We start from the raw sequence: 13,240 nt of genomic DNA, 5'->3' as shown, positions 1-13,240 counted from the left end.
TTAAAATATTTGGTTTTAAATTAGTTGTTAAAAATAGAATCCATTTTTCTTAGCAATAGCCCCATTTTACTTAAATCTTTAGAAAGCAACGCGATACAATTATCATCTTGATTTTTGCTTGCTACAACAATTCCGTCGTTATTTTTGATCATTACTTGTTTAAGATCTCCATTGTTAACGTCTTCAGACATTTCAAGGCACATCTTTAAGATCATTCCGATCATTGCTGCAACATTTCCGTCGTATTCTAAATTAACAGACTCGTTTAAGATCCCATCAATATTAAAACTGAGTCCAGACTCTGCGCCAGTCTCTTCTACTAGTGTTTGTAAATCAATCATTTTCTTTTATTTGTCATGTTTTTGGAGCGCCAAAGATATTTTAATATTAACAATTGCGCGATAAACACTTGTTAAAAAAAGATGTAATATAACGTACTGAGTCACTTTTGTTTATCACTTAATTAATCCTATTTTTTTGCAAAAAATCTGCAAAAAAAATTAACATAAAAAGCAAATAATATCAAAAACATAACATTTCGCTTAACAAAACTCATTTCTAAAATTAACATTTGCAGAATGTTGTGTTTGACAAAAGTTTTTATATAGCTTTGCAAAAAATTTTATTAAATGAAAACAGTTGACGAATTACGCTTTGACCTAAATGTAAAACTGGAAAAGTTTAGAAGATTTCGTATTGAGAACGGACACATTAACACTACTGCTTCTGGAGAAAAATCTAAAAAAGGTTTCTTTAAAAAAATATTTAGCTAAAAGCATCTAAAAATTTGCCGAACTTTTCAGATAACCTTCTTGAATGAGTTCGGCTTTTTTATTGATTATCTGCAACTTACCTCCGCTTAACATTCTTAAATCTGTTGCAATTCCTACTACACTTCTATAATTGTGATCAGTAATAATGATTCCTTTTTTCTGAGAATTTGCTTTAATTAATAAACTTACAATCTCAATCATTTTGGGAGACAAACCACTAAACGGTTCATCTAATAATACAAATTTTGATTCATTAGAAAGTACTAATTTAACCTGAAGATATCTTAATTCTCCAAAAGACAGATTCCTAATTTTTTGATTTAAAAGAGATTTTAAAAATTCATCTTCACAAACAAGGTGTGCTTTTTGTTTATCGACAGCCAACAAAACCGTCTGTAAAACTGAAAAATGATTTGGAATAAATTGGTTTTGATGTAGATAACTAATTTCATTTAACAACAAAGATGAATTATTTTTTGAAATTCCGTTAACAAAAATACTTTTATCTGATGCTGGAACTATTCCAAATATAACCTTCAATAATGTAGATTTACCAGAACCATTTCTGCCAAACAAACCAATTATTTGTCCCGTTTCCAATTTCAAATAAATATCTGAAAGTAATAATTTATTATTAAAACTTTTTTGAATTCCACTTATTTCTAGAATATGCTTATTCAAGATGCTTTTTGAATTATAATTAGCGCCGTCGCAAACAGAAATACAAAAACAAAATTCAGCAAGAAAGTGTAAAACAAAAGTCTTCCTTTAGAAAAACCATTGTTCATGTAAAACAAATATTCGTTCTGACGATACATCTCTTTAAATCCGATACTTAATGCAAAACCTAGTGTAGCTATCATCAATAAAAAATTGTTAAGTCCACTAAAAAGAAATACAGTAGTAGAGATAGCCAAATTCACGACCAAAGTCGTCTTATAAAACTCAAATATGTTTCTAAATTTCCTGATAAGAACTTCTAGATTTTTTCCTCAAAAGGAATATTAATATCAAAAATCTCACTGAGCAAATTGGCAATTTCTTCTAAGTAAGAATTCAAAATTTCAGGCGTTACTACAACATTCAAATCTTTCTCTTCCCTAAAACCAAAAGGCAAGAATCCAGATTTTAAATTTTTAAATGAAATAATACCAACTTCTATCGGAAGGTTTCCAGCTTCTTTTTCAAACATAAAAGCATACGCCAAAACCTGAATGATTTTATCGTTTTTAAGCTCCTGGGTTAATCCGTTCCAAGTTTTCAATATCACATTCGATTTCTCAACCTTTCCCGTCTTATAATCGATAATTCTAATTTTTCCGTCTCTACGTTCTATTCTATCTACATTTCCTTTTATTAAAACTGGAAACGGCAGTTTTGGATGAACAAATTCTCTTTCAAAAGTCTGCTCTAACGCAACAATTTGAATCGCTTCATTATTTTTTACCGATTCTAATTCCATTCTTAGGAAATTAGAAACATTTCGTTTAGCTACTTCAAAAGCCAAAAGATTTCTCCCTTTTTTGATTTCGCCTTCTTTATAAACCAACTTAAACTGCTTGAGAACTTCATCATCCAATAATTTATAACAATTTAGAAGATCGCTTTCAGAAATAAATTTCCCAATAAAAGGCTCGTAAAGTGCTTTTAGTGTTTCGTGGATAATCGTTCCCAAAGTATTCAAAGCGATGTTTTCTTCAACTTCTTCAACTTCACGAATTCTCAATATCTTTTGAAAATAAAACTCAATAGGATTCCGAATATAGCTGGTCAATGCCGATGGCGAAAAACCATTAGCAGCAATTTCTTTCAAACGCTCCATAACCATCTCAGATTTCGGAACAGAAATAGGTTCGTATGCCGTTGTTGGTAAAACGGGATTATAAATATCAAAAGTAAGATTATGATTTCGCTGTTTTTCGACTTCAAGCTGCGTGATAAAACGGCTTCTTTCACCAGCATCCAATCCGTCATTTTCAGTATTGTAAATCAGATAAATATTTTTTGCTCTTTGCAATAAATGATAAAAATGATAAGTATAAATAGCATCTTTTTCCTTGAAAGTTGGAAGCCCAAGTTCTTTTTTCACATCATAAGGAATAAATGAATTCTGTGATTTTCCGGCCGGAAATTTTCCTTCATTCATAGACGTTATAATCACAGTTTCAAAGTCCAAAACACGACTTTCAAGAACTCCCATAATCTGCAGTCCACGCAATGGTTCACCTTCAAAAGATACTTCTGCCAAATCTATAATTTGCTTATAAATCGAATGAAGGGTATCGATATTATCAATATGGTGGTGTTTCGAATAATAATTTATAAGCTTATTTATCACTTTAAAGACGCCATAAACAAAAGCTTTAGCAATCTTTTCTTCTACGTTATCGTTGCTAAAATGCTCTTTAATTGCAATTAATAAAGCAGAAATATTTTTTAAAACCGCAATAGAACCACTTTCCCATTTTTCAAATAATAAATTAAAAAAGCTTGACGGCTCAGGATGAAGTTCCAAAATTTTATATTGAGTAATAAAAGTATAATTATTCTCTTTTATTATTCTTACCAATCTCTGTGCATTTGCATAGGGCTCAACCAAAGGATGTGTCAAAACATCCAACACATCTTTGTAATAGAATACATAACTGCCACCTTTTCGAGAAAGTGCATTGGTATGCATTTTAAATAATTTGGCAACAAAAATCTGAGACGGATTATTCTTTCCAGAATATCCCATCGTAATATTTAAAGCTCCAACAGAAGATGGCAACGAATACAAAACAGGAACCAACAGATTCTCTTCACCAAGAACAACTGCAACTTTATCTAACGAAGCGTCTGGATTTTGGTCTATTAAATTTTCAATAATGCTTCCTGCCAGTTTTGCCTGCCCAATCGTTTTCGGAGTTCCAATAATTTGAATGTTTTTTGACTGCGAAAAATCGTCAACAATCCATTCAAAAATATTTGACTTATAATGTTTCCAGCTTTCTTTAAAGCGCCTTAAAAAAAGCCCTGCATCGTGATAGGGATCATTAAGAAAAGCTTGATCAGCATCCCAATAAATCCTAGCTTGATCCAAAGCAAGCAAATGTTGCACTATTTTTTCCTCAGCAGCATTTAAAGCATTAAATCCGGCAAAAATAAAAGTGCGGTTTCCAATAGTATTCGAAAAATGATTAAGATTATTTACAGCTTCTCTATAAATCAACCCTTGATATCCGATTGATTTAAACAGCAAATGATTATATAACGACTCGTAGTACAATGGAAGTAATTTCCAGAAGTCAATATAATTTTCTAGAAGTTTTGTTTTTTGATCGACTTCAAGCCCCCATTTTTTTATATCTTCAATATCTTTTAAATAAGACAAAACATGTGAAGGATCTAAAAGATACCTGTCAATTTCATTGAAGTCTTGCAATAGAGTTTTTGCCCAATTTGCAAATAACTCAAAAGACTGTTGGTGTTTCTTTTCAGTAACAGACAAATAAACTTCGTAAAACTCAAACAAAAGCTCAATAGAATCAACTGCTCGTATTGAGGCTACATTTTGAACAAAATCTTCTATACTAGTAATTTCAGGTGCAATAATAGTTTTTGAAGTCTCTTTTTTCAGAGCTTCAATCAAAAAAACTTTTGCCCTTTTATTCGGAAGTATTATAGTTATTTCAGAAAGTTTATCTGCATAATCCTGAATTACAACGGAGGCAATTTTTTGAAGAAAAGAAGTATTTACCATAGGATAAAAATAAAAAAAGCCATTCAATTAAGAATGGCTTTTCATATTTATTTAGAAAACTAATTATAGTTTACCTTGGTATTTAGAACCAATGTGTCTAATTTCAGTTCTTCTGTTTTGAGCTTTACCTGCAGCAGTTTTGTTACTAGCAACTGGTTGAGAAGCACCAAATCCTTTAGACTCTAAGTTCTCTGGGTTTACACCTCTTTGAACTAATGCATCAAGAACAGCTTTAGCTCTGTCCTCAGAAAGTTTTTGGTTGATTTTAGCAGAACCTGTACTATCTGTGTGTCCTTCGATAGAGAATTTCGCGTTTGGATAGTTTTTAAGGATTTCTTTAATAGCATCTAATCTAGCTTGAGTTTCTTTGTCTCCAGTTTTGAAAGTAGCTTTTCCTGAGTTGAAGTATACCGCTCTAGCTTGAACTTTAAGATCTTCTAATGCCTCAGAAGTTACTTCTGGACATCCTCTGTTACTAGCAGGACCAGCAACTGTAGGACAGTCGTCATCTTTGTCAGCAACACCATCTTTGTCAGCGTCTAAGAATGGACATCCACCATTTTCTTTAGGACCAGCAACTGTAGGACATTTGTCATCTTTATCAGCGATTCCGTCACCGTCAGTATCAGGACAACCTTTTAAAGCAGCTAAACCAGCAACATCTGGACAAGCGTCATCTTTATCAGCAATTCCGTCACCGTCAGTATCAGGACATCCGTTTAATGCAGCTAAACCAAATACATCTGGACAAGCGTCAGAAGCATCAACGATTCCGTCACCGTCAGTATCAGGACATCCGTTGAATTGTTTTAAACCAGCAACATCTGGACAAGCATCATCTTTGTCATAGATTCCGTCTCCGTCAGTATCTTTACCTCCGAATTTGAAAACTAAACCAGCAGTGTGTTGGAACACAGATCTGTCAAGAGGTTTATCCTCATTAGCAGCAACAGCCCATTTGTATCTTGTAGCTAACTCAAGACCAATAGCATCTGTAAACCAGAAAGTAACACCTGCACCTGGGTTAACAGTACCAAAACTGTTATCTCCGAAGAAAGTATAACCACCACCAACAGATAACGAAGGATCAATCACTTTAGATTTGATTAATTCTTGGAAGCTGTATTTGATAGTAGCATCAATTCCGTAGTACATTAAATCACCAGGATTAGTAACTACGTTACCTCTTGCATCATGTCCTGCTGCAGTTGGATCGAAAGTAACCAATTTATCAATTTTGTTTACAGATCCTTGTAAACCTACAGAGAAACCGCTACCTACGTATCTGTTTACTCCAATGTAAGATAGAGAAGGAAGAATGTTCCAGTTATCTTTTACTGCGAATGGCTGAGAGAAGTGCTGATCGAAAAATCCACTTCCTGAACCCGAACTTGTTCTAGTATCCACGGCATTAACTCCAAAAGAGATAGCCCATGGATTGTTACTGTCTTGCGCGTGAGCATTTAAACCCATCGCCATCAATACAGCAACTAAAAGTTTGTTAAGATGTTTCATACTTAATTTTTTTAATTACAATTTAGTTAATTACAAGCAAAAGTAACACCAAATTTTTTAAATACAAAATGAAATGTTAAAAAAAACCTACAAAAATTTGACCAAAGTGGTAATTATATAACTTTTAACATTTTACCGACAACTGTGAAGGCATTTATCGCTTTATCCAAGTGTTCTTTTTCATGCGCTGCAGAAAGCTGAACACGTATTCTGGCTTTATCTTTTGGAACTACTGGAAAGAAAAATCCAATTACATAAATTCCTTGTTTCAAAAGTTCGTTTGCCATTGTCTGAGATAATTTTGCATCATACAACATAACTGGAACAATTGCAGAATCACCATCGATGAAATCAAAACCTGCTTTTTTCATACCTTCTTTAAAGTAATTGGTATTCCATTCTAGTTTATCTCGAAGTGTGGTATCTTTTTCTAATAATTCAAACACCTTAATTGAAGCCCCAACAATTGCTGGCGCTAAAGAATTTGAAAACAAATAAGGCCTAGATCTTTGACGTAACAGCTCAATTATTTCTTTTTTAGCAGTAGTATATCCTCCCATTGCTCCTCCTAAAGCTTTACCAAGAGTACCTGTTATAATATCTACTCTTCCCATCACTCCTTTTGCTTCTAGAGTTCCTTTTCCTGTAGCCCCGATAAAACCAGCAGCATGACACTCGTCTACCATTACCATGGCATCATACTTGTCGGCAAGATCACAGATTTTATCTAAAGGCGCTACTAATCCGTCCATAGAAAAAACTCCATCAGTAACAATTAATTTAAAACGAGCTCCAGCTTCATTTGCTTTTATTAATTGCTGTTCCAAATCTTCCATATTGTTATTTTCATAACGATAACGCGCCGCTTTACACAAACGAACACCATCAATAATGGAAGCATGATTTAAACTATCTGAAATAATTGCATCATTTTCTCCTAATAAAGGTTCGAAAACTCCTCCATTGGCATCAAAAGCAGCAGCGTATAAAATAGTATCTTCAGTACCATAAAAATCTGCAATTTTTTTCTCCAATGTTTTATGAATATCCTGTGTTCCACATATGAAACGAACAGATGACATTCCGAAACCATGAGTATCCATTGCATCTTTTGCAGCTTGTACAACTTCTGGATGCGACGAAAGCCCTAAATAGTTATTAGCACAAAAATTCAATACTTTCTCTCCGGTCGAAATTGTGATTTCCGCACCTTGTGGAGAAGTAATAATACGCTCCTTTTTAAAAATTCCATTTTCTTCGATTGTCTGCAGCTCATTTTGCAGATGTTCTTTTATTTTACCGTACATTTTTTATTTATTTAAAACGTTAAAAATTAACAACTTAACCATATTATAGCTTCGCTTTTTCTTTAACATCTGATTAATTTTTTCACAAATTTACCACTTCAATTTCAGTTCCGATGTAAACAAGAGCTTTTTTCGAAACGGTGTATCCCAAATCTTGTATTGCATCTTGATATTCCTGAATTTGCTGCTTGTACTTAGCATTTACAGCTCCAGTTTTATAATCCAACAGATAAGCTTCTTTATTTTCTAAAAACACAACTCTATCTGGCTTCAAAATTCTCCCTTCTTTTTGAACAATAGTTTGCTCATTTAAAACAGTATGTTTTCCATTAAAACAAACATTCAGTTCTGGATGATTTACAATTTCATTCAAAGTTTTAAGCACTTTGTCGAGCTGATCGTAAGTTATCAAACCATTCTCAATAGATTTTGTTACCGCCAAATCAACATCTGATTTATCTTTAACGAAAGCCAAAATCTCATGAACGATATTTCCATACGAAATAGCTTCTTGCTGATGCGTTCCCCACATCAAAGCTTCACGCTGGGCTATTTTAATATTTTTCGGATTTAAAACCTCCCTGACAATCGGAATTGATTTAACTGCATCAACTGTTTTGGTCGTTTTTGACAGCTTGCTTTTATTTCCAAATTCGTAATTCAATTTCTCTTCATCATAAACCCCTTCATTAATCAAAAATTTAATAAAAAAAGAAGCCATATTATTCGGATATTCACCATCATTTTTTGCTTTTATTGATTGCGAAATCACATACAATTGCTCTTCTGCGCGAGTCAAAGCAACATAAAGCACATTTATGTTATCTAAAAGCTCTTCTTGTTTTTTTAAATTAAAAACTGCTGATGCGTTTTCACCAAAACTTTCAACCGCACTGCTATTATCAACCAAAGCTTTTGGAACCCCCAAATCTATTTCCTCGGTATCCAACCACAATTTATCTTTTGGTTTTCGATTATAATCTTCATCTGCAAAAGGCATAATTACGACTGGAAATTCTAATCCTTTAGATTTATGGATTGTCATAATTCGAACGGCATTATTTCCTTCTGGCGACGGAATACTAAATTTCTCCGAATTCTTATCCCAGAAAATTAAAAAGTCTGAAACTCCCGATTGATTCCGAATATCTCTTTCTAAAACAATATCCAGAAAAAACTGCACATAAGCATTTCCTTCGGAAGAAAGAATAAATTTAGAAATGATAATTTCCACAGCTTCATACAAAGATTTCTTCCTCACATCTTCAAAAGAAAAAGAAACATCAAAAGTCATAAGCCATTCTTCAAATTCTTTTTCAAATTTATAGCTCATTCCCATTGCGATAAAATCGTGGATAGGCATTGTCAAATCTCTGCTTGAAGCCAAGAAATGCAAAAAATTAGCTTTCGATTCTAAATCAGCGTTATTGTTTAAATATCTTAAAAGATGAATAACCAAACGAACTTCTGATGCATTTTGAATCATCAGAGTTTCTGACGACAGCAACGGAATGCCTTGCTCTGTCAAATAATTTGCCACCGCAATTCCTTGATCTCTTTTTCTGGTCAGAATTACAATATCTTTATATTCGAAACCTTGCCTTACTACTTCTTGAATTGTATTTAAAGTCGCTAAAACATACAAATCAGATTTCTCTACAACTTCTTCTTCATCGACAGATTCATTTTTATCAGCTATTGGAAGAAAAGAAATATTTACATAACCGCCTTTTTTGGAATTCGTATTTTGAAAACTATGATTTTCATATAGATTCTTATAATCTTCATTTGTAAATTCGGCAGAAATGAGTTTAAAAAAAGCATTATTAAATTCAATAACCTCGCTATAACTTCTATAGTTTGTATCTAAATGCTTCACTTTTTTTTCATGATGAAAAAAAGTCACCTCTTCTTTACTTAATTCAATAAATTGTTCTGCTTTTCCTCCGCGCCAGCGATAAATAGATTGTTTCGGATCCCCAACTATCATCAGAGTTCCTTTATTACCTAAATCATCTAAACCGGAAAGCGAGTTGTCAATCAGCGGAATCAGATTTTGCCATTGCATTTCTGATGTATCTTGAAATTCGTCAATAAAAAAATTGCGGTAACGTTCACCCAAACGTTCATAAATAAATGGCGCGGGCTGATTCTGAATTTCGCGGTGAATTATAGCATTGAATTCTGAAATCGACAAAACATTTTGTTCCGACTGAATTTTTGCAAGCTCATTACTCACAGTATTTAGCAAAGAAAGCGGTGTAATATTTTTTAAAAAGGCTTTATAAAAATCTCTTTTTTCAAAATTTTGATAAACCTCCTTTAATATCTGAAGTAACTCTGGAATAATATTTTCTATTAAAGCTCGGTCTTTCGCTGTTTTATTAATCGCAATATCATCAAACTCATGAAAGGTTTTATTTTTCGGATTGAATTTCCCTTCTCGAATGCTTTGCAAATGATTCGGAAAAGTTCCTCTTGAAAATGATTTCGAATCAATTCCGTTATTATCAATCAATTCAATTGCTTTCACCACAAGACCTTCATTAGTTTCTTCCAGCTCTTTGCAAAGCGCCTGCATTTTCTTTTTGATCTCTACAAACTCTTCGATTGTTTTGTTTTGAAAATGGAGAATTTCATTTCGGTTATTTTCATTCAAAACCAATCTACCAGTATCTAGAATTTCTCTCGAAACATCCCAACTTTTATCATCATCGGTTTTCTCCATCGTAAAATCGATGAGCAGTTTTGTCAGCGTTTCATCCTCACCTGCCTGCGCAATAATCGCATCAACAGCTTCGACCAATAAATTTTCAGTATCCAAAGTAACCTCAAAAGTCATTGGCAGATTTAAATCGTGCGCGAAAGCTCGAATAACTTTGTGGGTAAATTTATCAATGGTAGAAATATCAAAAGCAGCATAATTATGAATTAAGTGCTTTATGATCTGTTGCGATTTCGTTTTAATTTTAATAATGGAAAGTCCTGTTTCTCGGGACAAATCCTCCATTAAATCGACTGCTTTTGAAGACGGATCGTCTTTTGCAAATTCAGACAAATTTCCAACAATACGGCTTTTCATTTCATGAACCGCTTTATTGGTAAACGTAATCGCTAAAATATTTCGATATGCATCGTTTTTTGGAGAAGAAAGAATAATTTTTAAATATTCTTTTACCAAAGTATACGTCTTTCCTGATCCCGCAGAAGCATCATAAATAGAAAAAGACGGACTTTGCATAATTTTGATTTTTTATATCGTAAAAATAAGATAATAAAAAATTAAATCCCAATAATTAAAAATTCCAAATTCCAATATCTACAGCGAAGAGCATTATAGATATTGGAATTTGGAATTTTTATCTATTTGGAATTTTAAATATTTAGTGTTTTGGGAAAGCTCTTTTGTTGAAAACCAAAAGTATACCCACACCTGTAGAAATTGCTACATCGGCTACATTAAAAATAGCATTAAAAAAAGCAAAATGTTTTCCTCCAAAAATCGGAAACCACGTTGGAAGCTCGCCTTCCCAAATCGGAAAATAAAACATATCTACAACCAGACCATGAAACCAAGTTCCGTATGGAGCTGGTGAGAAAATGGTCGCCAAGTTATGCGTACTGTCATCAAAAATAACTCCGTAGAAAACAGAATCTATAATATTTCCTGCTGCACCTGCAAAGATTAATGCAATGGCCGCTATTAAATAAGTCGAATGACGTTTTTTTACAGAATCAGAAAGCCACCAGCCAATTCCGACAACAGCAAAGATTCTGAACACTGTCAAAATTAATTTTCCGTATTCGCCTGGTATTTTTGTTCCCCAAGCCATTCCTTCATTTTCAATAAAATGAATTCTAAACCAATTTGCAATTACAACTTCTTCACCAAGAACGAAATTTGTTTTGACATAGATTTTAGAAAGCTGATCAACAATTAAAACTAAGAATATAAGGAAATACGCTTTTCGTAATGACATTTTATGATTTTTTGATGGGCAAAAATAACAATTAAATCAAAAAAAACGCTCCCAAAGGAGCGTTAATTCTTTTGTAACAAACTAAACAAGTTTATCTGCTAATCTAAACCCGGTAAAGTTTACTTTTTAACAGCAGCTTTTGCTGGTGTTTTCGGACTGTCGGAAAAGAATTCAGAGATCGACTTAAAGATTCCTTTGCTTTCTTTTCCGGCCGCCAATTTCTTAGCTTCCCCTTTTTTTACATCAGCTTTAAACTTAACACGCAGTTTTTCAAATTCTTTCATTCTGCGCTCCACATCAGAGTTTACTTCTTTGAATTTCAATACTTTAGCCATAATGTAAGTTTTTTGTAGTAAATAATTTAAATTATTACTGATTTGGTACTACAATGATACATAATTTAATTTATATTTGTTAATAAAAATTAACACTTGTTTAGCACAAGTTGAATTATTTTCTAAAAACAACACCAAAACGAACTGAATTTAACATTCCTCCCAAAATCCTACAAATCATGAATGAAATTACAACTACTCTGAATGACTTTCTTGTCAGCACAAAATCTACTGCAGCGTTAATTTTAAATGGTAAAGGCAAATTAATTACTTCACTGAATCTTGATTACGGAGACAGTATTGCCGCAATGAGCGCAGCAATTTTATCTATGAGCGAAAAATTCTTAATTGATTTAGAAAAAGGCTCTTTAAAACAATTATATCTAAAAAGCGCGGAAGGCGTTATTGTTGGAAATAAAATCAGTGGCTCCAACTTTATTGTTGCTTTTTCTAAAGAAGGAAGCAATCTCGCGTTATTGATGCGTTCTACAGAAGAAGTTTCTGCCGAATTAAGTAAAAATTCTTTATTGAAATAACATAAAATTCTATTAACAAATAACCCAAATGAACTATGAACAATGACTTTTTAAACGTGTTTTTAAACGAAATGAAAACTAACGTAAACGGCTTTATCGCTGTAGCAGTAACAGAAATTGAATCTGGATTAAGTTTCGGAAATTTAACTATTGACCCAGGTTTCGACCCAGAACTTGCCGCAGCTTATAACTTAGAAGTAGTAAAAGCCAAATTGAGCGCTGTAAAAGCTTTAGGATTAAATCAGGACATCGAAGATATTTTGATCACACTTTCTAATCAAATCCACATTATCGACATTTCTCCAAACAAAAAATTCATGATCTATCTAGCTGCTGATGCTTCAAAAGCTAATTTAGGAATGACTAGAGCTATTTTAAGAAAACACAAAGCTGAAGTTGAAAAAAACCTAGCTTAATTTCTTGATTTCAATTTATTACAAACCGTCTTAATTTTAAGGCGGTTTTTTTATTTAGAAAACTCAAAATGAAGAGACTCGCATTCAATTTTGTTCTTACAAAAACCGATAGCAGACATTCAATTCTACTTTGATTAATTATAAATAATTTCTTTCAAAGCTTAGATTTGGCAACAAACTCGCTCACAGCTAAACATTAAACAAAAAAAAGCGCCCCTTAAAGGAGCGCTTTTTTCTTACGTATTTCTACGCGATTATCTTTGCAGGTTTTTAGCCTCGATACTCATTGTTGCATGAGGAACGATTTTAAGCCTTTCCTTGCTAATTAATTTACCTGTTACTTTGCAGATACCGTATGTTTTGTTTTCTACACGGAATAAAGCGTTTTTTAAGTCACGAATGAATTTCTCTTGTCTGATAGCCAACTGAGAGTTTGCTTCTTTTGACATGGTCTCACTTCCTTCTTCAAAAGCTTTAAAAGTTGGAGAAGTATCGTCAGTTCCGTTATTCAAATCGTTCATATACGCACTTTTGATCAAATCAAGATCTTCTTGTGCTTTCTTAATTTTTGCTTGGATTATTTCTTTGAACTCTGCTAAATCAGCATCAGAGTATCTTGTAATTTCATCTATCATT

The 13,240-nt window shown here is 32.9% G+C and carries 13 protein-coding genes; 3 read left to right on the top strand and 10 right to left on the bottom strand.

The window, feature by feature from the left end; genetic code table 11:
- Positions 1-20: 20 nt before the first annotated feature.
- The gene (locus tag ACWA1F_RS15085; protein ID WP_095928511.1) at positions 21-341 is read right to left on the bottom strand and encodes a roadblock/LC7 domain-containing protein; all 321 of its coding nucleotides are present in this window, start codon (positions 339-341) and stop codon (positions 21-23) included.
- 288 nt (positions 342-629) lie between these two features.
- Between ACWA1F_RS15085 and ACWA1F_RS15080 the strand changes: the two genes are divergently transcribed.
- Complete coding sequence (locus ACWA1F_RS15080; RefSeq protein ID WP_306153476.1) at positions 630-773, top strand: hypothetical protein; 144 nt, start codon at positions 630-632, stop codon at positions 771-773.
- A gap of 6 nt (positions 774-779) precedes the next feature.
- On the opposite strand, the gene ACWA1F_RS15075 is transcribed toward ACWA1F_RS15080, so the two are convergent.
- From ACWA1F_RS15075 to ACWA1F_RS15040, 8 genes are all read right to left on the bottom strand, one after another.
- Entirely contained in the window at positions 780-1,454 is a 675-nt protein-coding gene (locus ACWA1F_RS15075) for an ATP-binding cassette domain-containing protein (RefSeq protein ID WP_456894700.1), read from the bottom strand.
- Positions 1,451-1,636 (bottom strand): hypothetical protein, encoded by a 186-nt coding sequence (locus ACWA1F_RS15070; protein ID WP_456894698.1) that lies wholly within the window; start codon positions 1,634-1,636, stop codon positions 1,451-1,453. Before ACWA1F_RS15070 ends, ACWA1F_RS15075 begins: the two co-directional genes overlap by 4 nt.
- Before the next feature lie 116 nt (positions 1,637-1,752).
- Positions 1,753-4,515, bottom strand: a complete 2,763-nt coding sequence (locus ACWA1F_RS15065) for a PD-(D/E)XK nuclease family protein (protein ID WP_456894696.1) — start codon at positions 4,513-4,515, stop codon at positions 1,753-1,755.
- A 63-nt stretch (positions 4,516-4,578) separates the two neighbouring features.
- A complete protein-coding gene (locus ACWA1F_RS15060; RefSeq protein ID WP_456894694.1) occupies positions 4,579-6,030 on the bottom strand; it encodes an OmpA family protein in 1,452 nt (483 codons plus the stop codon).
- A 113-nt stretch (positions 6,031-6,143) separates the two neighbouring features.
- Complete coding sequence (gene kbl, locus ACWA1F_RS15055; protein ID WP_456894692.1) at positions 6,144-7,337, bottom strand: glycine C-acetyltransferase; 1,194 nt, start codon at positions 7,335-7,337, stop codon at positions 6,144-6,146.
- A gap of 82 nt (positions 7,338-7,419) precedes the next feature.
- A complete protein-coding gene (locus ACWA1F_RS15050) occupies positions 7,420-10,578 on the bottom strand; it encodes a UvrD-helicase domain-containing protein (protein WP_456894690.1) in 3,159 nt (1,052 codons plus the stop codon).
- 142 nt (positions 10,579-10,720) lie between these two features.
- The gene (locus tag ACWA1F_RS15045) at positions 10,721-11,317 is read right to left on the bottom strand and encodes a lipoprotein signal peptidase (RefSeq protein ID WP_456894688.1); all 597 of its coding nucleotides are present in this window, start codon (positions 11,315-11,317) and stop codon (positions 10,721-10,723) included.
- Positions 11,318-11,436: 119 nt separating this feature from the next.
- Complete coding sequence (locus ACWA1F_RS15040) at positions 11,437-11,652, bottom strand: hypothetical protein (protein ID WP_095928396.1); 216 nt, start codon at positions 11,650-11,652, stop codon at positions 11,437-11,439.
- Positions 11,653-11,831: 179 nt separating this feature from the next.
- Here ACWA1F_RS15040 and ACWA1F_RS15035 point away from each other — a divergent pair, with 179 nt between their 5' ends.
- Entirely contained in the window at positions 11,832-12,188 is a 357-nt protein-coding gene (locus ACWA1F_RS15035; RefSeq protein WP_091494460.1) for a roadblock/LC7 domain-containing protein, read from the top strand.
- 35 nt (positions 12,189-12,223) lie between these two features.
- Positions 12,224-12,604, top strand: coding sequence for a hypothetical protein (locus ACWA1F_RS15030; RefSeq protein ID WP_456894685.1), 381 nt, complete (start codon positions 12,224-12,226; stop codon positions 12,602-12,604).
- A 254-nt stretch (positions 12,605-12,858) separates the two neighbouring features.
- On the opposite strand, the gene ACWA1F_RS15025 is transcribed toward ACWA1F_RS15030, so the two are convergent.
- Positions 12,859-13,239 carry a TraR/DksA family transcriptional regulator gene (locus ACWA1F_RS15025; RefSeq protein ID WP_012022792.1) on the bottom strand — a complete coding sequence of 127 codons (381 nt, stop codon included), beginning with the start codon at positions 13,237-13,239 and terminating at the stop codon, positions 12,859-12,861.
- Between the last annotated feature and the right edge of the window lies 1 nt (position 13,240).

It is taken from the genome of Flavobacterium erigeronis (genome assembly GCF_054075165.1).
Note: the sequence above shows the minus strand (reverse complement) of the source record. Positions and strands in the feature narration are given on the sequence as shown.